This is a genomic window from Pelomonas sp. CA6, from assembly GCF_022549225.1.
Lineage (GTDB): Bacteria > Pseudomonadota > Gammaproteobacteria > Burkholderiales > Burkholderiaceae_C > Roseateles.
In genome coordinates, this window is sequence record NZ_JAKZFD010000003.1 from 69,254 (window position 1) to 88,080 (window position 18,827).

Sequence of the window (18,827 nt, forward strand, 5' to 3'; positions counted from 1 at the left end):
TCCGGCCCATGCCGGGCTTGCAGGCAGAACAGAACACGATGAGCAACGAAGCAATTCATCCCGGCCGCCTGGTGATGGTGGACATCCAGGGCAAGCAGCTGGACGCGGCGACCGCGGACTTCCTGCGCGAGCACCGCATCCGCGCGGTCTGCCTGTTCCGCAAGAACCTGGGCACGGAGGAAGAGGTGCGCCGGCTCACCCGCGAGCTGCGCGAGGTGATGGGGCCGGACGCGCTGATCGGCCTGGACCAGGAGGGCGGCTCGGTGGTGCGCGCCACCTTCCTGCCGCAGCCGCCGTCGGCCATGGCCCTGGGCGCCTCGGGCGACGCGGCGCTGGCGCGCGAGGTGGGTGCGGCGGTGGCGCGCGGGCTGCGTGGCATTGGCATCAACTGGAACTTCGCGCCGGTCGCGGACATCAACAACAACCCCGCCAACCCGGTCATCGCCGAGCGCAGCTTCTCCGAGAGCGCCGACGAGGTCACGCGTCTGGCGGGGGCCTGGATGCGCGGCTCGCTGGACGAGGGCGTGGCCTGCTGCATCAAGCATTTCCCCGGCCATGGCGATACCCATGTGGATTCGCACCTGGACCTGCCGACGGTGGAGAAGTCGCGCGCCGAGCTGGATGCGCTGGAGCTGCGCCCCTTCAAGGCCCTGTGCACGCCGGACGCCACGGGCCGGGTGGCCGCACCGTCGGTGATGACGGCCCACATCGTCTACCCGCTCATCGATCCCGATCATCCGGCCACGCTGTCGGCGCGCATCCTGGGCGGCATCCTGCGCGAGGAATGGGGCTATGACGGCGTGGTGATCACCGACGCGCTGATGATGAAGGCCATCGCCGACCGCTATGGCTATGCCCGCGCGGCCGAGCTGGCGATCAACGCCGGCGCCGACCTGATCCTGGCCCAGGGCTCGCTGGCCGAGCAGGCGCAGTCGCTGCGCGCGCTGCACGATGCGCTGGCGCGCGGTGTGCTGAGCGAGGCGCGCGTGGCGCAGGCCGCGGCGCGCATCGACGCGCTGGCGCGCGCCTATCCGGTGGACCATGCCGACTACGCCGCGGCACAGCGCGCCGCCGACGACGCGCTGATGCGCCGCGCCTGGGCCGCCGGCCTGACGGCGCTGCGCGGCGCGCAGGCGCCCGCGCTGGACGCGCCGCTGCGCGTGCTGGTACAGGACGAGGTGCCCACCGATGGCGTGTCCGAAGCGGGGCCCACCGGCGCCCAGGTGCGCGCGCTCTTCGCCGCGCACCGCGACGTGGAGGTCGTCGCGCTGGCCGACATCTCCGCGCTGGACTGGATGCAGCTGCCGCGCGACGGCCGCTTCACCGTGCTCGCCTCCACCCACCGCGCTCGCTACGGCGCCGAGGCGGCGGGCTGGCGGCCGGACCTGCATCTGGTGCTGTGGAACCCCTTCCAGGCGCTGGACGTGAGCGCGCCGACGCTGGTGAGCTGGGGTTATGCCGACGGCGCTCTGGCGGCCATCGAAGCCTGGCTGCAGGGTCGTTCGGCCGCGGCCGGCCATGCGCCGGTGGCACTGGGTTGACGCAGCCCTGAACACTCCCCCTCAACCCTCGGATCGGCCGACCATGAGCTCTTCTCCGCTGCGCTGGGTCCCCAGCCTGTACTTCGTGCAAGGCATGCAGTTCTTCGTGGTCATGCTGATCGCGGGGCTGATGTACAAGAACATGGGCGTGGCCAACGACCAGATCGCGCGCTGGACCGGCGTGCTGGGCCTGGCCTGGGCCTTCAAGCCGCTGTGGAGTCCCTTCCTGGAGCTGGCGCGCAGCAAGAAGCTGATCGTCGTGGCGATGCAGTTCACCGGCGCGGCCGGTCTGGCGCTGATGGCGCTGGCGCTGCAGCTGCCGTTCTGGTTTGCCGCCAGCCTGGGCGTGCTCTTTGTGCTGGCCTATGCCTCGGCCACGCACGACATCGCCTGCGATGGCCTCTACATGGCCTCGCTGGACGCGCGCCAGCAGGCGGCCTATGCCGGCTGGCAGGGGGCTTTCTTCAACGCCTCCAAGTTCCTCACGCTGGGCGGGCTGCTGGTGCTGGCGGGGTCGCTGGAGCGCAGCATGGGCGTGATGAACGCCTGGTCGGTGATCTTCGCGCTGCTGGCCGTGCTGCTGGCGCTGCTGGCGGCCTACAACGCCTATGCGCTGCCCGGCGTGCTGAACACCGCGCATGGCGAGCTCACCGCGGCCAGCGTGTGGCGCACGCTACGCGAGGTGATCGCGGATTTCCTGCTCAAGCCCGGCATCTGGACGGCCATTCTGTTCATCGTGCTGTTCCGCTTCGCCGAAGGCCAGGTGCAGACCATCGGTCCGCTGTTCCTGATCGAGGCGCGCGCCAAGGGCGGCCTGGGGCTGAGCACCGAGCAGGTCGGCGCCGTCTACGGCACGGTGGGGACGGCGGCCTTTCTGGTCGGCAGCATCCTGGGTGGCTACTTCACGTCCTGGCTGAGTCTGAAGCGCGCGATGCCGGTGCTGATCATCGCGATGGCCGTGCCCAACGTGACCTTCTACTACCTCTCGGTCACGCTGCCGCAGGACATGCTGCACATCAGCGTCGCGGTGGCGGTGGAGATGCTGGGCTATGGCTTCGGCTTCGTCGGCATGATCCTCTACATCATGCAGGCGGTGGCGCCGGGCCGCTTCTCGACCGCCCACTACGCGCTGGGATCGGGCGTGATGCAGCTGGGCTTCATTCTCTCCAAGTCGATCAGCGGTGACATCCAGGTGGCCATGGGCTACGAGCGCTTCTTCCTCTGGACCATCGTCTGCGGCGCTCCGGCGCTGCTGATGCTGCTCTTCGTGCGCCTGCCCGCGACGCGCGCGGCGCCGCCGCAAGGCGCGGCGGATCCGGCTTGAGGCGCGCGTCATGCAAGCCTGGCACGACATGGCGGCGGTGTGGCCGCGGGGCTGGCTGCTGACGGCGCTGCTGGCGCTGGCCGCGGCGGCGCAGGCGGCGCCCGAGCGGGCGCCGGCGCGCTGGTTCTTCGACGACTTCGGCTATGCCTCGGTGGAGGCGCTGGAGCAGCAGGGCGGCTGGCAGCGGCGCAGCGCGGCGGGCCATCCCGGGGTTCCCGGCGCGCGCTGGGCGCCGGAAGGCGTCTCGCTGCTGAACGACCCGGACAGGCCTGGGCGAGGGCTGCTGCGCCTGCGCGCGCAGACCGACGGTACGCCGGCCGGCACCCAGCAGGTGCAGCTGTGCCACCAGCGCAAGCTGTTGCGCGGTACCTATGCCGCGCGCGTGCGCTTCAGCGACGAACCGGTCGGCGGCGTGGACGGCGACCCGGTGGTGCAGACCTTTTACGCCGTGGCGCCGTTGCGCCACGACTTCGACCCCGAGTTCAGCGAGCTGGACTGGGAATACCTGCCCAATGGCGGCTGGGGCAGCGAGAAGACGCGGCTGTACGGCATCAGCTGGCACACCGTGCGCCTCGATCCCTGGCTGGCCTTCAACCAGTCGCACGAGGAGTTCGGTTCGATGGGCGGCTGGCATGTGCTGGTGACCCAGGTGGAGACGGCGCGCGTGCGCTGGTGGCTGGATGGTCGGCTGCTCGCCGAGCATGGCGGGCGCAACGTTCCCGCGGTGCCCATGGCGATCAGCTTCAACCAGTGGTTCTCGCCGGCCGGGCTGCTGCCGGCAGGCGGCGCGCCGCGCGTCTATGAGCAGGACGTGGATTGGGTGGCCCATGTCCAGGACCGCATCCTGAGCCCGCAACAGATGCTGGACCAGGTGAACCGCTTCCGGCGCCAGGGCGTGGCGCGCCTGGACCAAGTGCCGCCGGCCGATCCGCCGCTGCAAAGCCGCTGCGATTTCTGATCCCCTTTCGCATGAACACCTCTGTGCGCCTCACCTCGGTCGACGTGCTGCGCGGCCTGGCCGTCGCGGCCATGCTGCTGGTCAACAACGCCGGCGACTGGAACCATGTCTATGCGCCGCTCGAGCATGCGGCCTGGGATGGCTTCACGCCGACCGACCTGATCTTTCCACTGTTCCTGTTCATCGTTGGCGCGTCCATCTCGTTGAGCCTGGGCGCGCGGCGTGAAGCCGGCACGCCGGCTGCGGTGCTGGCCGGCCCGATGTTCCGACGCGGGCTGCGCATCCTGCTGCTGGGGCTGGCGCTGCATGCGCTGCCCTGGCTGCTGCGCGACGACGCGGTGCTGCGCTGGATGGGCGTGCTGCAGCGCATTGCGCTGTGCTTCATCGGCGTCGGCGCGGTCGCGCTGTGGCTGGACTCGCTGCGTGCGCAATGGACCTTGCTGGCGGCGTTGCTGCTGGGTTATGGCCTGCTGCTGGCGCTGGGCGGGCCGCTGGACAAGGCCGGCAACATCGCGTCGCGGCTGGACGGCTGGCTGCTGGGCGCGCATGCCTATGAGTGGAACGCCGCGACCGGGCAGGGCCATGAGCCCGAAGGACTGCTGAGCACGCTGGGCGCGCTGGCCAGCTGCCTGCTGGGGCTGATCGCCGGGCGTGCGCTGCGCCATGGGCAGGCGTCGTCGCTGGCCGGATGGGGCTTGGTTGCGCTGCTGCTGGGTGGGGCGCTGGATGCGCTGCAGCCCATCAACAAGCAGCTCTGGACGCCGGCCTATGTGCTGTGGAGTGGCGGTCTGTCGCTGCTGGCGCTGTGGGCCGTCCATCAGCTGGTGGACCTGCGCGGCTGGCCTGCGCTGGGGCGCAGCTTCGGCGTCAATGCGATCGCCGCCTATGCCGGCGCCTGGGTGATGGCGGTGCTGCTGGAGCACTTCGGCTGGCAGCAGCGCCTGGTGCAGGGCCCCCTGGCGCCTATCGGCCAATGGCTGGGTCCCGAGGCGCAATCGCTGGCCTTCGCGCTGGGCTTCGTGCTCGTCTGGGCGGTGGTGGTGCGGGTGCTGGATCGGCGCCGCATCTACATCAAGGTGTGATCTTGGGCGCCAGGGCCGGGCGATCATGGGGAGATGAAATGAACGATCCGTATGCCCTGCGCATGCCCCCGGACATCCAGTCGGTGCAGGTGGGCGAGCACCAGGTGGTCTTCATCGACGACTTCCTTGAAAACCCCGAGGCCCTGGTCGAGGCCGCCTGCCGCAGCGAATTCCAGCCCTATCCGGGTGTCGCCGAGCGCAAGGGCTATCCGGGCCTGCGCGCCGCGGTGCCGGAGGACTATTCCCTCAATCTCACGGCGCTGATGGATCCGCTGATCCGGCTCAACTTCCAGGTGCCCGAGGCCCTGCCGCTGCGCAAGAGCGAGTGTGCCTTCTCGCTGACCACGACGCCGCCGCAGGCCCTGGGCCCATTGCAGCGCACGCCCCATTTCGACGCCAGCACGCCGCACCACATGGCCGTGCTGCTGTACCTGTGCGACGAGACGCATGGCGGCACGGGCTTCTACCGGCACCGGGCCACCGGGCTGCAGCAGGTGACCGCGGACAACCGCGAGCACTATCTGGACGTCTACTACGAGGAAATCAATGCACGTCCGCCACGGCCGCGCTACTTCGACGTCTCCGACGAGCAATTCGAATTCCTCGGCCGCATCCCGGCGCGCTTCAACCGACTGGTGGCCTACCGGGGCAGCCTGCTGCACAGTGCCTGCATCAACCCCCTGAACAGCCTGTCCAGCGACCCGCGCCATGGTCGGCTGACCGTCAACACCTTCTACGATTTCTAGCGAGCCGGTCCGCTGCCCGCGGCAATCGCCGCCGGGCTGGCGACGACGCCGTTGCTGGCATGAAAAAAAGCCCGGCATCTGCCGGGCTTTTGCATGCGGCCGCGAGGCCGATCAGAACTTGGCGCTCAGTCCCAGGCGATAGGTGGTCTCGCCCATGAAGGACCAGGCCGGATAGCCCACCTGCAGCGGTGCCTTCACCGTCGTCGTCGTGGCGGCGGCACCGTACTGCTTGTCGTCCTGCTTGAGCAGGTTGGCGGCCTCGAACGACAGGCGGATGTTCTTGGTGACGTTCCAGCCCAGGCTCAGGTCCAGCGTGCCGTAGGCGTCATGCATGCGGTTGCCGTACCAGCCGGTCTCGCGAATCATGTACTTCGAACGCCAGTTGTAGGCCAGGCGGGCGGAGTAGTCCGCGTTCTCCCAGAAGCCCACCAGGTTCACGTTGTGCTTGGACGCCAGCGTGAACATGTTCAGCTCGTCCTGGTAGCTGGTGGACGGCGCCTTGGCGTCGGAGTAGGTGTAGTTGGCCACCACGCCGAAACCGTTCGCGAACGAATGGTTGATCTGGGCTTCGATGCCGTTGATCTTGCCGCCACCGGCGTTGACGTACTGGTTGACCGTCCAGCTGTCCTTGCCGCTCTTGGGATCGACCACGCCGATCTTCTGGTCCACCTTGGTCAGCGCGGTGATGAAGTTGTCGATCGACTTGTGGAAGTAGGCCACCGAAACCATGTTGCCGCGGCCGTAGTAGTACTCGATGCCCAGGTCGAACTGCTTGGACTTCATCGGCTTCAGGGCTACCGTGCCGTAGGTCAGCGTTTCGTTGCCGGCGCGGTCGTCGTTGTAGCCTTCCTGTTTGGTCAGGAACATGTTCTCGAAGTTCGGGCGCGTCATGGTCTTGGCGGCCGCGAACCGGAGGATGGTGTTCTTGTCCAGGTTGTAGGCCACGTTCAAGCTGGGCAGGAAGTCGTGGTACTTCGAGGTCTGGGTGGCCTTGACCGTGCTCCAGCCGGTGTTGTGGCTCACGTCGCCATCGGCGAGCGGCGTGCCGTCGAACTTGTAGCCCGAGCCCAGCACATTGGTCTGGATGTAGCGCACGCCGAAGTTGCCGTGCAGCTCATCCTTGTCGAACTCGAACATGCCATAGGCCGACTTGTTCTTCTCCTCCAGCAGCACGTAGTTGGCGCGCTGTTCGATCCACTTGGCGATGTTCTGGTTGGTCAGCGCCACCATCGCGCCGATGTCCGGCTTGGGGAAGTTCCAGCCCGGCGTGCCCATGGCCATGCTGCCGTTGTACAGGCTGGAGGTGGGCGCGGTGATGGGGTTGGTGTCGAAGTCGGCCTTGAACACCGCCCGGTCGGCGTACTGCGAGAAGGTGTGCTTGGTCGCGCGCAGACCGGTCTTGAAGCTGGAGATCACGCCCCAGTTCAGGTCCATGGTCAGGTCGGCCTGGACGAAGGTTTCCTTGTCCGAGTTGGGCGCGCGCAGCGAGGTGGCCCAGCCGGTCGGCGCCATCTTGGCCGGCAGGTTGGCCAGCGTGACGTCCTGGTTGGACGCGGGCGTGATCTCGATCTGCTTGCCGGTGGCATCGATGCTGCCGGTCCACTTGGGCAGGGCCGCGCCGCCATCGCCGAAGTTGATGGTCTGCGAAGTACCACCCTTGGCCTTGGTCGTGCCGCCGACCACGTCCAGCTTGTAGGCGTCGGCCTTGTAGCTGCCGTTCAGCACCAGGCTGTCCGAGGTCATCTTGCCGGTGCGCGCCCAGGTCTGGACGAAGGCGGTCGTGGCGTTCGCCGCGGTCGTGTTGCTCTTGATGCACAGGCCCGCGGCATTGGTCAGCTGGCAGTTCTGCGCGTTCTGGCCCGGGAACAGGTAGTGGCTGGTGTTGGAGTTGTCGCCGGTCAGCTCCAGCTTGATGTAGTTCAGCCCGAGGTCGAAGCCGGCGGCCGGACGGGCCTGCAGGTTCACATTGATCGCGGTGCGCTTGCGGTCCTGCACGAAGGTGGTCGGCGCCACGTCACCGGACCAGCGGGCGTCCGACTCGATGCCGCGGCGCATGTACTCGCCGTTCTCGATGGCACCCGCCACCAGCACGCCGAACATCTGCCGCGAGTCCTTCCAGCTGAAGAGGCCGGAGACCTCCTTGTTCAGGTCCTTGCTGACCGTGCCCTTGCCCAGCTTCACGCCGACGAAGGCCGAGCCCGCGGGCAGGTCCAGCGGCTTGCGGGTCTTGACGATCACGGTGCCGCCGATGCCGCCTTCGGTCAGGTCGGCCTGCGAGGACTTGTAGACCTCCATGCCGCCGATCAGCTCAGGCGGCAGCAGCGAATAGTTGAAGGAGCGGTCCACCGTCTGCTGGTCATACCAGCCGGTCGACGCGACGGTTTGGCCGTTCAGCGTCGTGTAGGTCATCTGCGGGTCGGAGCCGCGCACCGACACCGACGCGCCCTGGCCGAAGGCCCGGCCCACGGACACGCCGGGAATGCGCCCCAGCGACTGACCGACGTCGGAGTCGGGCAGCTTGCCGATGTCTTCCGCCGACACCGCGTCCACCACGGCGTTGGCATTCTTCTTGATGTTCACGGCGGTCTGCAGCGAGGCACGGATGCCCGTCACGACCACTTGTTCGAGCTGACTGGGCTCGGCCTTCTTGTCGGTCTGGTTTTCAGCCTGCTGGGCGTGCGCCAGCGTGGCACTCAACAGCGTGATCGTCACGGCTGCCGCGATAGGGGTCTGTCTGACCTTCATGAACTGCTCCTCAAGGTGGCCTGTGGATTTGTAGTGGCCTGTTAAGAAGACTCGGCGCCCGCAGCACGCTCTCTGTGACGAGAGGATGAACGGTGCCCCCGATACACCTGAATACAACCAATGCGATGCCACTATAACGGTCGGTAGTGCCACTTTGCTACCAGTTTATGGGCCGTGTTTCCCCTGATGTGGCGCGTCGGATACCGCGGATTTCGGTGCAAACCGGGGGGCTTCTATCAAGGGAGGGGCATTGATTGGAATCGATGCGCACAAGTGGTACTTGATTGGTTTTCTTGGACTGGTGCCTACCAGTCATGAGTGCGGGTGATGGGTGTCCTGCGGCATCCTGCACCGGAGCTTGGTGGTTGCTATGAGGAGAAGGTGGGTGTCGTGGGTGGATTGGTGGGTACGGCGTGGGGAGCCGGGCGGCGGCTCGGGCGCACAGCGATCGGGCCAACAAAAAATGTTTGCATCGAAAAATAGTCGTGCTATAGTCTATGGCTTGCCTCGGAGGGGTGCCCGAGTGGCTAAAGGGGGCAGACTGTAAATCTGTTGGCTTACGCCTACGCTGGTTCGAATCCAGCCTCCTCCACCAAAGGCAAATGCTTGGAACTGACGCGTGCAGCCCGGCGTCCTGTCACGGACTCGTGATGGGATGGGTGTGTGGCGACGGGGAAGGGCGACGACTCCCGGGCGGGAGTAGTTCAATGGTAGAACCTTAGCCTTCCAAGCTAATGACGCGGGTTCGATTCCCGTCTCCCGCTCCACGGAAGGTTCGAGGTTGTGGTGTCGTGAATGTCGGCACTGGTTTGATGGTCGTGGTCGTCAAACCTGTGTCGATGCCCATGTGGCTCAGTGGTAGAGCACTCCCTTGGTAAGGGAGAGGTCGGCAGTTCGATCCTGCCCATGGGCACCACCTCTCATCCGTTTCTCTCTTCTGAATTCCCCAGATCTCTGATCGCCAGGAGCGCAAGATGGCAAAAGGTAAGTTTGAACGTACCAAGCCGCACGTGAACGTGGGCACGATTGGTCACGTGGACCATGGCAAGACGACGCTGACGGCTGCGATCGCGACGGTGCTGGCTGCGAAGTTCGGCGGCGAGGCGAAGAAGTACGACGAAATCGACGCGGCGCCGGAAGAGAAGGCGCGCGGCATCACGATCAACACCGCGCACGTGGAATACGAGACGGCCAACCGCCACTACGCCCACGTGGACTGCCCGGGCCACGCTGACTACGTGAAGAACATGATCACGGGTGCGGCGCAAATGGACGGCGCGATCCTGGTGTGCTCGGCCGCTGACGGCCCGATGCCCCAGACTCGCGAGCACATCCTGCTGGCGCGTCAGGTGGGCGTGAAGTACATCATCGTGTTCCTGAACAAGTGCGACATGGTGGACGACGCCGAGCTGCTGGAGCTGGTGGAAATGGAAGTCCGCGAGCTGCTGAGCAAGTACGACTTCCCGGGCGACGACACGCCGATCATCAAGGGTTCGGCCAAGCTGGCGCTGGAAGGCGACCAGGGCGAGCTGGGCGAGGCGTCGATCCTGCGTCTGGCCGAAGCGCTGGACACCTACATCCCGACGCCGGAGCGTGCCGTGGACGGCGCCTTCCTGCTGCCGGTGGAAGACGTGTTCTCGATCTCGGGCCGCGGTACCGTGGTGACGGGTCGTGTGGAGCGTGGCATCGTCAAGGTCGGTGAAGAAGTGGAAATCGTGGGTATCCGCGATCTGCAGAAGACCACCGTGACGGGCGTGGAAATGTTCCGCAAGCTGCTGGACCAGGGCCAGGCGGGCGACAACGTGGGTATCCTGCTGCGCGGCACGAAGCGCGAAGAAGTCGAGCGTGGCCAAGTGCTGGCGAAGCCGGGTTCGATCAAGCCGCACACGCACTTCACCGCTGAGGTGTACGTGCTGTCCAAGGAAGAAGGTGGCCGTCACACGCCGTTCTTCAACAACTACCGTCCGCAGTTCTACTTCCGTACCACGGACGTGACCGGCGCGGTGGAGCTGCCCAAGGACAAGGAAATGGTCATGCCCGGCGACAACGTCGGCATCACCGTGAAGCTGATCGCTCCGATCGCCATGGAGCAGGGTCTGCGCTTCGCCATCCGTGAAGGCGGTCGTACCGTCGGCTCGGGCGTCGTGGCCACCATCATCGAGTAAAGTCTGAGAAGGACCACAGGGGCATAGCTCAATTGGCAGAGCGTCGGTCTCCAAAACCGAAGGTTGGGGGTTCGAGACCCTCTGCCCCTGCCAGCAATCGACGATAATCGAACGCTGGTTTCAGTGGTCAAGCCAAGCCCGCGGGAGTTGATCCCGGCGGGCTTTGCTGCTGGTGGGTCTGCGAGCTTTGGAGGCTTTGCGGATCGTGGGTCTGGCGCAAGCCCGGCCGGGAAGTGAGTTCAATGTCCAATCCTCAAGTCGAAACGGTGACCACGGGCGCCGACAAGGCCAAGCTGGCCGGCGCCGTGCTGCTGTTGGTGGCGGCCTTGGTGGCGTTCTACCTGTTGAGCAAGCAGGGTGCCCTGGTGCAGTGGGGGGCTCTGATCGTGTTGCTGCTGGCAGCGGCCGGGTCGTTCTTCACCTCCGAGTCGGGCAAGTCGCTGATCGCCTACGGCCAGGACTCCATGCGCGAGGTGCGCAAGGTCGTCTGGCCGACTCGCAAGGAGGCGATGCAGATGACGGGCTATGTGTTCGCCTTCGTGGTCGTGATGGCGCTGTTCCTCTGGCTGACCGACAAGACGCTGGAGTGGGTGCTGTATGACCTGATCCTGGGCTGGAGGCGCTGAAGGCGCCGCCCGGACGACTAGATAGGACCGAGATGAGCGAAGAGCAAAACATCGCCGCGAACGAGCCGGCCGTGCCGGCGGGCCCGCCCAAGCGCTGGTATGTGGTGCATGCCTATTCGGGCATGGAGAAGGCCGTCGAGCGCAATCTGCGCGAGCGCATCGACCGCGCCGGCATGCAGGACAAGTTCGGCCGCATCCTGGTGCCCACCGAGGAAGTGGTGGAACTGAAGAACGGCAAGAAGTCCGTCACCGAGCGTCGTTTCTTCCCTGGCTATGTGCTGGTGGAAATGGTGATGGAAGACGACACCTGGCACCTGGTCAAGCACACCTCCAAGGTCACCGGCTTCGTCGGCGGCGCGAAGAACCGCCCGGCGCCGATCTCGGAAGCCGAGGTCATGAAGATCGTCAACCAGATGCAAGAGGGCGTGGACAAGCCGCGTCCCAAGGTCGAGTGGACGGTGGGCGAGATCGTGCGTGTCAAGGAAGGTCCGTTCACCGACTTCAACGGCAGCATCGAGGAAGTCAACTACGACAAGTCCAAGCTGCGCGTGTCGGTCACGATCTTCGGTCGTGCCACCCCGGTGGAGCTGGACTTTGCGCAGGTGGAGAAGGTCTGAGGGCGCTTGCCCTCCTGGACGCCTCCCGAGGTTTAGGGCCTGGTAGCTGCCCCAAAGCTGCCCGTAGCCAGTCTGCGACGTGATGCGGACACGAGGAGCCAGGGTGTGGGCGCAAGCCTGAGTCCCTGGCGCTAGCACTCAGGCAGTGCGGCGAGGCCGCCGTGCTGCTGTCAGGAGAAATCATGGCCAAGAAGATTGTCGGCTTCATCAAGCTGCAAATCCCGGCCGGCAAGGCGAACCCGTCGCCTCCCGTCGGTCCCGCGCTGGGTCAGCGTGGTCTGAACATCATGGAATTCTGCAAGGCGTTCAACGCCCAAACGCAGAGCTATGAGCCGGGCCTCAAGCTGCCCGTCGTGATCACCGCGTTCGCGGACAAGAGCTTCACCTTCGTGATCAAGTCGCCGCCGGCGACCGTGCTGCTGAAGAAGGCGGCCAAGATCGAGAAGGGTTCGCAGCGTCCTCACCTGGACAAGGTCGGCAAGCTGACCCGCGCCCAGCTGGAAGAGATCGCCAAGACCAAGCAAAAGGACCTGACGGCTGCCGACATGGACGCCGCGGTTCGCACCATCGCCGGCTCGGCCCGCTCGATGGGCATCATCGTGGAGGGTGTCTGACATGGCCAAGCTGACCAAGCGTCAACAAGCCCTGCAGGGCAAGGTCGAGACGACCAAGCTGTATCCCCTGACCGATGCGCTGAATCTGGTCAAGGCCTGCGCCACCGCCAAGTTTGACGAAGCCATCGACGTGGCCGTGCAGCTGGGCGTGGACGCGAAGAAGTCGGACCAGGTGGTCCGCGGCGCCGTCGTGATGCCCAACGGCATCGGCAAGACCAAGCGTGTCGCCGTGTTCGCGCAAGGCGCCAAGGCTGAAGAAGCCAAGGCTGCCGGCGCCGATGTGGTCGGCATGGAAGACCTGGCCGAGCGCGTGAAGGCGGGCGACATGCCCTTCGACGTCGTCATCGCTTCGCCCGACACGATGCGCGTCGTCGGTACCCTGGGTCAGATCCTGGGTCCGCGCGGCCTGATGCCCAACCCCAAGGTCGGCACCGTGACCCCGGACGTCGCCACGGCCGTGAAGAACGCCAAGGCGGGTCAGGTCCAGTTCCGCGTCGACAAGGCCGGCATCATCCACGCCACCATCGGCCGTCGTTCGTTCGACACCGACAAGCTGGAAGGCAACCTGCGCGCGCTGGTCGAGGCCCTGAACAAGGCCAAGCCGGCGTCGAGCAAGGGCATCTACCTGCGCAAGGTGGCCGTGTCCTCCACGATGGGCGTCGGCGCCCGCGTGGAAGTGGGCTCGATCAACGCTTCGACCGCCGTCTAAGCGTTTGCTTCAGATGAGGTGTGGCGCGAGTCTGGCGCCGCACTGATGAATTGGTGGGGCGCCGTGGGTCTCTGGATCCGCGGCGCGTCATCCAAGACCGCTGGCGCGAAGCCCCGCAGTCCCGGGGGTGACGCTTAATCGCAGGCCCCAGGCCTTCGGCCAGCGCAGATGGCGGTCCCGCTGAAAGGAAAGGTTCTCGACCTGTCGAGATGGTTTCCTGACAGAAGGTCGCTAAATCCCGGTGTGCCCGTCGTCGCAAGGCGCGGGCGCGTAATGTGAGGAGTAGACCTTGAGTCTCAATCGCAACGAGAAAGCAGCCGTTGTGTCGGAAGTGGCAGCGCAAGCCGCCAAGGCCCAGACGCTGGCGCTGGCTGAGTATCGTGGCCTCACCGTGGAAGCTCTGAACAAGCTGCGCGTCACCGCGCGTGCCCAAGGCGTGTACCTTCATGTGCTGAAGAACACCCTGGCGCGTCGTGCGGTCGCCGGCACTTCGTTCGAAGCGGCCTCGGATGCCATGGTCGGCCCGCTGATCTACGGCTTTTCGGAAGACGCTGTCGCCGCGGCCAAAGTCATCGCTGACTTTGCCAAGGGCAACGACAAGCTCGTCATCAAGGGTGGTGCGTACGGTGGCAAGGCTCTGGACGTCAACGGCGTGAAGGCGCTGGCGGCGGTTCCGAGCAAGGAAGTGCTGCTGTCGCAGATCGCCGGCCTGCTCAAGTCGCCGGTGCAGCGCACCGCGGCCGTGCTGGCTGCCCTGGCTCAGCAAAAGGGTGGCGGCGCCGAAGCCGAAGCCCCGGCTGCGGCCTGATCGACCCCCGCAATCAATCTCTGTTATTTAGGAAACTATCATGGCATTCGATAAAGACGCCTTCCTGGCTGCCCTGGACAGCATGACCGTTCTGGAACTGAACGACCTGGTCAAGGCCATTGAAGAGAAGTTCGGCGTGTCCGCCGCTTCCATGGCCGCTCCGGCCGCTGGCGGCGCTGCCGCTGGTGGCGCTGCCGCCGCCGAAGAGAAGACCGAGTTCACCGTGGTGCTGGCCGAAGCCGGTTCCAACAAGGTGGGCGTGATCAAGGCCGTGCGCGAAATCACCGGCCTGGGTCTGAAGGAAGCCAAGGACCTGGTCGACGGCGCTCCGAAGCCCGTCAAGGAAGGCGTGTCCAAGGCCGACGCCGACGCCGCCAAGAAGAAGCTGGAAGAAGCCGGCGCCAAGGTCGAGCTCAAGTAAGACCTTGGGGAGTGCGGGTGGCCTGGCTGCCCGGCTCCACCGCGAAAGGGGTGGTCCTCTGGGCCTCCCCTTTCGTCGTTTCAGGGTTTTTCCCTGTTGCCTTTGGGATCATCAAGAGCAGTTGAAAGGCTCGTGCGTTATCATGCGCGGTTCTTTCAAGTGTTCTCTGATCCGACTGCAGAGAACGGGTTTGGTCGGGCCTTGGTGCAACGCCTAGGTTGTCCGCCAGCGGTTGGTAGTGGCCAACCACCAAGCTTCGGTCCGTCCGCGAGGGATGAGGACCGAAAAGCCAGTCGCCGACGAAGTCCGTGCCACGGCCAGGCGCGGTCTCTCGACACGGAGTGTTTATGGCGCAAGCAACCCCCTACAGCTACACCGAGCGCAAGCGCATTCGCAAGAGCTTCGGCAAGCGCGTGAGCGTGCTCAACGTCCCGTACTTGCTGACGATGCAGAAGGACTCATATGTCGCCTTCCTGCAGAAGGACACCGCCCCGCTGAAGCGCAAACCCGAAGGCCTGCAGGCGGCCTTCCTGTCCACGTTCCCCATCGTGTCGCACAACGGGTTCGTGGAAATGAAGTTCCTCGAATTCAACATCGCCAAGCCGCCGTTCGACGTTCGCGAATGCCAGCAGCGTGGCCTGACCTTCGCCGCCGCCGTGCGCGCGAAGCTGCAGATGATCATCTATGACCGGGAGAGCCCGCAGCCCAAGACGGTCAAGGAGATCAAGGAGCAGGAGGTCTACATGGGCGAAGTGCCCCTGATGACCGACTACGGCTCCTTCATCATCAACGGCACCGAGCGCGTCATCGTCAGCCAGCTGCACCGCTCGCCCGGCGTGTTCTTCGAGCACGACAAGGGCAAGACCCACTCGTCCGGCAAGCTGCTGTTCTCGGCCCGCATCATTCCCTATCGCGGCTCCTGGCTGGACTTCGAGTTCGACCCGAAGGACATCCTGTACTTCCGCGTCGACCGCCGCCGCAAGATGCCGGTCACGATCCTGCTCAAGGCCATCGGCCTGAACCCCGAGCAGATCCTGGCGCACTTCTTCGTCTTCGACAATTTCCGCCTGATGGACTCGGGCGCGCAGATGGAGTTCGTCGCCGAGCGCCTGAAGGGCGAGGTCGCGCGCTTCGACATCACCGACAAGAGCGGTGCCGTCATCGTCGAGAAGGACAAGCGCATCACCGCCCGCCATGTGCGCCAACTGGAGCAATCCGGCACGCAGCACATCACCGTGCCCGAGGACTTCCTGGTCGGCCGCGTGCTGGCCAAGAACATGGTCGATCCGGACACCGGCGAGATCATTGCCAAGGCCAACGACGAGCTGACCGACTCGCTGCTGAAGAAGCTGCGCCAGGCCGGTATCAAGGACATCCAGTGCCTGTTCACGAACGAGCTGGATGAAGGCGCCTACATCAGCCAGACCCTGGCCTCGGACGAGACCGCCGACCAGCTGGCCGCGCGCGTGGCCATCTATCGCATGATGCGCCCCGGCGAGCCGCCGACGGAAGACGCGGTCGAGGCCCTGTTCAATCGCCTGTTCTACAGCGAGGACACCTACGACCTGTCGCGCGTCGGCCGCATGAAGTTCAACGCCCGCGTGGGCCGCGACATTCCCGAAGGCGCGATGACCCTGTCCAACGAGGACATCCTGGACGTGGTCAAGATCCTCGTGGAACTGCGCAACGGCCGCGGCGAGGTGGACGACATCGATCACCTGGGCAACCGTCGTGTGCGCTGCGTCGGCGAACTGGCCGAGAACCAGTACCGTTCGGGCCTGGCGCGCATCGAGAAGGCCGTGAAGGAGCGTCTGGGTCAGGCCGAGACCGAAGCCCTGATGCCGCATGACCTGATCAACTCCAAGCCGATCTCCGCGGCGCTGAAGGAGTTCTTCGGGGCCTCGCAGCTGTCGCAGTTCATGGACCAGACCAACCCGCTGTCCGAGATCACGCACAAGCGTCGCGTCTCGGCCCTGGGCCCGGGCGGTCTGACCCGCGAGCGCGCCGGCTTCGAAGTCCGTGACGTGCACCCCACCCACTATGGCCGCGTCTGCCCGATCGAAACGCCGGAAGGCCCGAACATCGGTCTGATCAACTCGCTGGCTCTGTACGCGCAGCTGAACGAATACGGCTTCCTGGAGACGCCGTATCGTCGCGTCGTGGATGGCAAGGTCACCGACCAGATCGACTACCTGTCGGCCATCGAGGAAGGCAAGTACGTGATCGCGCAGGCGAACGCGACGCTGAACGAGCAGGGCCAACTGGTGGACGAGCTGGTGTCCGCGCGTGAGAACGGCGAATCGGTGCTGACCTCGCCCGAGCGCATCCAGTACATGGACGTGGCGCCGACCCAGATCGTGTCCGTCGCGGCCTCGCTGGTGCCCTTCCTGGAGCACGACGATGCGAACCGCGCGCTGATGGGCGCGAACATGCAGCGTCAGGCCGTGCCCACGCTGCGCCCCGAGAAGGCCCTGGTCGGTACCGGCGTCGAGCGCGTCGCGGCCAAGGACTCCGGCACGGTCGTGGCGGCGCGCCGCGGCGGCGTGGTCGACTATGTGGACACGAACCGCATCGTGATCCGCGTGAACGACAACGAGACCGTGGCTGGCGAGGTGGGTGTCGACATCTACAACCTCATCAAGTACCAGCGTTCCAACCAGAACACCAACATCCACCAGCGCCCCATCGTGAAGCGTGGTGACCGCGTGGCGGCCGAGGACATCATCGCCGACGGCGCCTCGACCGACATTGGTGAACTGGCGCTGGGCCAGAACATGCTGGTCGCGTTCATGCCCTGGAACGGCTACAACTTCGAAGACTCGATCCTGATCTCCGAACGCGTGGTCGCCGAGGACCGCTACACCTCGATCCACATCGAGGAGCTGGTGGTGAACGCCCGCGACACCAAGCTGGGCTCTGAGGAAATCACCCGCGACATTCCGAACCTGTCCGAGCAGCAACTGGCGCGCCTGGACGAGTCCGGCATCGTCTACATCGGCGCGGAAGTCGGCCCCGGCGACGTGCTGGTGGGCAAGGTCACGCCCAAGGGCGAGACCACGCTGACCCCGGAAGAGAAGCTGCTGCGCGCGATCTTCGGCGAGAAGGCCTCCGACGTGAAGGACACCTCGCTGCGCGTGGATCAGGGCACCTCCGGCACCGTGATCGACGTGCAGGTCTTCACCCGTGAAGGCATCCAGCGCGACAAGCGCGCCCAGCAGATCATCGACGACGAGCTGAAGCGCTTCCGCCTGGACCTGAACGACCAGCTGCGCATCGTCGAGGCCGACGCCTTCGACCGTATCGAGAAGCTGCTGATCGGCAAGGTCGCCAACGGCGGTCCGAAGAAGATCGCCAAGGGCACGGTCATCAGCAAGGACTACCTGGCCGAGGTCGAGAAGTTCCACTGGTTCGACATCCGTCCCGCTGAGGACGACATCGCCAACCAGCTGGAGTCGATCAAGAACTCGCTGGAGCAGACCCGCCACAGCTTCGACCTCGCCTTCGAAGAGAAGCGCAAGAAGCTGACCCAGGGCGACGAGCTGCCCGCCGGCGTGCTGAAGATGGTCAAGGTCTACCTGGCCGTCAAGCGCCGCCTGCAGCCCGGCGACAAGATGGCCGGCCGTCACGGCAACAAGGGTGTGGTGTCCAAGATCGTGCCGATCGAGGACATGCCCTACATGGCCGACGGCACGCCTGCCGACATCGTGCTGAACCCGCTGGGCGTCCCGTCGCGGATGAACGTGGGTCAGGTGCTGGAAGTGCACCTGGGCTGGGCCGGCAAGGGCATCGGCCAGCGCCTTGGCGACATGCTGCAGCGCGAGGCCCGCGTGGCCGAGTTGCGCCAGTTCATGGACCAGCTCTACAACCAGAGCGGCGGCAAGAGCGAAAACCTGGACGAGCTCTCCGACGCCGAGGTGCTGGAGATGGCCAAGAACCTGTCCAGCGGCGTGACCTTCGCGACCCCGGTGTTCGACGGCGCCAAGGAAGAAGAGATCCGCGCGATGCTGCAACTCGCCTACCCGGACGACATTGCGCAGCGCAAGGGCCTTACCGCCACCCGTACGCAGGCTTACCTGTATGACGGCCGTACCGGCGAGCGCTTCGAGCGCCCGACCACGGTGGGCTACATGCACGTGCTGAAGCTGCACCACCTGGTGGACGACAAGATGCACGCCCGTTCGACCGGCCCGTACTCGCTGGTGACGCAGCAACCGCTGGGCGGCAAGGCCCAGTTCGGCGGCCAGCGCTTCGGCGAGATGGAAGTGTGGGCCCTGGAAGCCTACGGCGCGTCCTACGTGCTGCAGGAAATGCTGACCGTGAAGTCCGACGACGTGAACGGCCGCACCAAGGTCTACGAGAACATCGTCAAGGGCGAGCACTCGATCGATGCCGGCATGCCGGAGTCGTTCAACGTGCTGGTGAAGGAAATCCGTTCGCTCGGTATCGACATGGAACTCGAGCGCAACTAAGA

General features: G+C 65.6%; 14 protein-coding genes and 4 tRNA genes. 17 read left to right on the forward strand and 1 reads right to left on the reverse strand.

All coding sequences use genetic code 11. The features are described from left to right. Positions 1 to 38 precede the first annotated feature (38 nt). Genes nagZ through LZ017_RS06245 form a run of 5 tightly spaced genes read left to right on the forward strand, consistent with a single transcriptional unit; the run spans position 39 to position 5,651 of the window. A complete protein-coding gene (nagZ, locus tag LZ017_RS06225; RefSeq protein ID WP_241299416.1) occupies positions 39 to 1,541 on the forward strand; it encodes a beta-N-acetylhexosaminidase in 1,503 nt (500 codons plus the stop codon). A gap of 43 nt (positions 1,542 to 1,584) precedes the next feature. Then, positions 1,585 to 2,865: an MFS transporter gene (locus LZ017_RS06230; RefSeq protein WP_241299418.1), complete on the forward strand. Its 1,281-nt coding sequence runs from the start codon at positions 1,585 to 1,587 to the stop codon at positions 2,863 to 2,865. A gap of 10 nt (positions 2,866 to 2,875) precedes the next feature. Continuing rightward, on the forward strand, positions 2,876 to 3,823 hold the full coding sequence (locus LZ017_RS06235) for a glycoside hydrolase family 16 protein (RefSeq protein WP_241299420.1): 948 nt from the start codon (positions 2,876 to 2,878) through the stop codon (positions 3,821 to 3,823). A gap of 11 nt (positions 3,824 to 3,834) precedes the next feature. After that, entirely contained in the window at positions 3,835 to 4,905 is a 1,071-nt protein-coding gene (locus tag LZ017_RS06240) for an acyltransferase family protein (protein ID WP_241299422.1), read from the forward strand. Between the two features lie 38 nt (positions 4,906 to 4,943). After that, on the forward strand, positions 4,944 to 5,651 hold the full coding sequence (locus LZ017_RS06245) for a DUF6445 family protein (protein WP_241299424.1): 708 nt from the start codon (positions 4,944 to 4,946) through the stop codon (positions 5,649 to 5,651). Between the two features lie 111 nt (positions 5,652 to 5,762). On the opposite strand, the gene LZ017_RS06250 is transcribed toward LZ017_RS06245, so the two are convergent. After that, the gene (locus tag LZ017_RS06250) at positions 5,763 to 8,396 is read right to left on the reverse strand and encodes a TonB-dependent receptor (protein ID WP_241299426.1); all 2,634 of its coding nucleotides are present in this window, start codon (positions 8,394 to 8,396) and stop codon (positions 5,763 to 5,765) included. 509 nt (positions 8,397 to 8,905) lie between these two features. On the opposite strand from LZ017_RS06250, the gene LZ017_RS06255 reads away from it, so the two are divergent. The 12 genes from LZ017_RS06255 to rpoB all read left to right on the forward strand — a co-directional run bounded on the left by LZ017_RS06255 (position 8,906) and on the right by rpoB (position 18,825). After that, positions 8,906 to 8,991 (forward strand) — tRNA-Tyr (locus LZ017_RS06255). Positions 8,992 to 9,089: 98 nt separating this feature from the next. Further along, positions 9,090 to 9,163: transfer RNA gene (locus LZ017_RS06260), tRNA-Gly, on the forward strand. A gap of 74 nt (positions 9,164 to 9,237) precedes the next feature. Continuing rightward, positions 9,238 to 9,312: transfer RNA gene (locus LZ017_RS06265), tRNA-Thr, on the forward strand. Between the two features lie 58 nt (positions 9,313 to 9,370). Then, the gene (gene tuf / locus LZ017_RS06270) at positions 9,371 to 10,561 is read left to right on the forward strand and encodes an elongation factor Tu (RefSeq protein WP_241299427.1); all 1,191 of its coding nucleotides are present in this window, start codon (positions 9,371 to 9,373) and stop codon (positions 10,559 to 10,561) included. A gap of 17 nt (positions 10,562 to 10,578) precedes the next feature. Continuing rightward, positions 10,579 to 10,654 (forward strand) — tRNA-Trp (locus tag LZ017_RS06275). Between the two features lie 149 nt (positions 10,655 to 10,803). Further along, positions 10,804 to 11,187: a preprotein translocase subunit SecE gene (secE, locus tag LZ017_RS06280; RefSeq protein ID WP_241299429.1), complete on the forward strand. Its 384-nt coding sequence runs from the start codon at positions 10,804 to 10,806 to the stop codon at positions 11,185 to 11,187. A gap of 32 nt (positions 11,188 to 11,219) precedes the next feature. Then, a complete protein-coding gene (gene nusG, locus LZ017_RS06285) occupies positions 11,220 to 11,804 on the forward strand; it encodes a transcription termination/antitermination protein NusG (protein ID WP_241299434.1) in 585 nt (194 codons plus the stop codon). 182 nt (positions 11,805 to 11,986) lie between these two features. Next, positions 11,987 to 12,418 carry a 50S ribosomal protein L11 gene (rplK, locus tag LZ017_RS06290; protein ID WP_241299436.1) on the forward strand — a complete coding sequence of 144 codons (432 nt, stop codon included), beginning with the start codon at positions 11,987 to 11,989 and terminating at the stop codon, positions 12,416 to 12,418. A gap of 1 nt (position 12,419) precedes the next feature. Next, positions 12,420 to 13,127: a 50S ribosomal protein L1 gene (gene rplA, locus LZ017_RS06295; RefSeq protein ID WP_241299438.1), complete on the forward strand. Its 708-nt coding sequence runs from the start codon at positions 12,420 to 12,422 to the stop codon at positions 13,125 to 13,127. A gap of 289 nt (positions 13,128 to 13,416) precedes the next feature. Beyond that, entirely contained in the window at positions 13,417 to 13,935 is a 519-nt protein-coding gene (gene rplJ / locus LZ017_RS06300) for a 50S ribosomal protein L10 (RefSeq protein WP_241299440.1), read from the forward strand. Positions 13,936 to 13,975: 40 nt separating this feature from the next. Beyond that, positions 13,976 to 14,356: a 50S ribosomal protein L7/L12 gene (gene rplL, locus LZ017_RS06305; RefSeq protein ID WP_241299442.1), complete on the forward strand. Its 381-nt coding sequence runs from the start codon at positions 13,976 to 13,978 to the stop codon at positions 14,354 to 14,356. A 347-nt stretch (positions 14,357 to 14,703) separates the two neighbouring features. After that, positions 14,704 to 18,825, forward strand: a complete 4,122-nt coding sequence (gene rpoB, locus LZ017_RS06310) for a DNA-directed RNA polymerase subunit beta (protein WP_241299444.1) — start codon at positions 14,704 to 14,706, stop codon at positions 18,823 to 18,825. Positions 18,826 to 18,827 lie beyond the last annotated feature (2 nt).

Bases quoted from the DNA above. Each gene is read 5' to 3' on its own strand.
- LZ017_RS06245 (WP_241299424.1), top strand. From the start codon at position 4,944: ATGAACGATCCGTATGCCCTGCGCATGCCCCCGGACATCCAGTCGGTG.
- LZ017_RS06250 (WP_241299426.1), bottom strand. From the start codon at position 8,396: ATGAAGGTCAGACAGACCCCTATCGCGGCAGCCGTGACGATCACGCTG.
- LZ017_RS06240 (WP_241299422.1), top strand. From the start codon at position 3,835: ATGAACACCTCTGTGCGCCTCACCTCGGTCGACGTGCTGCGCGGCCTG.
- rpoB (WP_241299444.1), top strand. From the start codon at position 14,704: ATGGCGCAAGCAACCCCCTACAGCTACACCGAGCGCAAGCGCATTCGC.
- tuf (WP_241299427.1), top strand. From the start codon at position 9,371: ATGGCAAAAGGTAAGTTTGAACGTACCAAGCCGCACGTGAACGTGGGC.
- LZ017_RS06235 (WP_241299420.1), top strand. From the start codon at position 2,876: ATGCAAGCCTGGCACGACATGGCGGCGGTGTGGCCGCGGGGCTGGCTG.
- LZ017_RS06230 (WP_241299418.1), top strand. From the start codon at position 1,585: ATGAGCTCTTCTCCGCTGCGCTGGGTCCCCAGCCTGTACTTCGTGCAA.
- nusG (WP_241299434.1), top strand. From the start codon at position 11,220: ATGAGCGAAGAGCAAAACATCGCCGCGAACGAGCCGGCCGTGCCGGCG.
- nagZ (WP_241299416.1), top strand. From the start codon at position 39: ATGAGCAACGAAGCAATTCATCCCGGCCGCCTGGTGATGGTGGACATC.
- rplL (WP_241299442.1), top strand. From the start codon at position 13,976: ATGGCATTCGATAAAGACGCCTTCCTGGCTGCCCTGGACAGCATGACC.
- rplA (WP_241299438.1), top strand. From the start codon at position 12,420: ATGGCCAAGCTGACCAAGCGTCAACAAGCCCTGCAGGGCAAGGTCGAG.
- rplK (WP_241299436.1), top strand. From the start codon at position 11,987: ATGGCCAAGAAGATTGTCGGCTTCATCAAGCTGCAAATCCCGGCCGGC.
- secE (WP_241299429.1), top strand. From the start codon at position 10,804: ATGTCCAATCCTCAAGTCGAAACGGTGACCACGGGCGCCGACAAGGCC.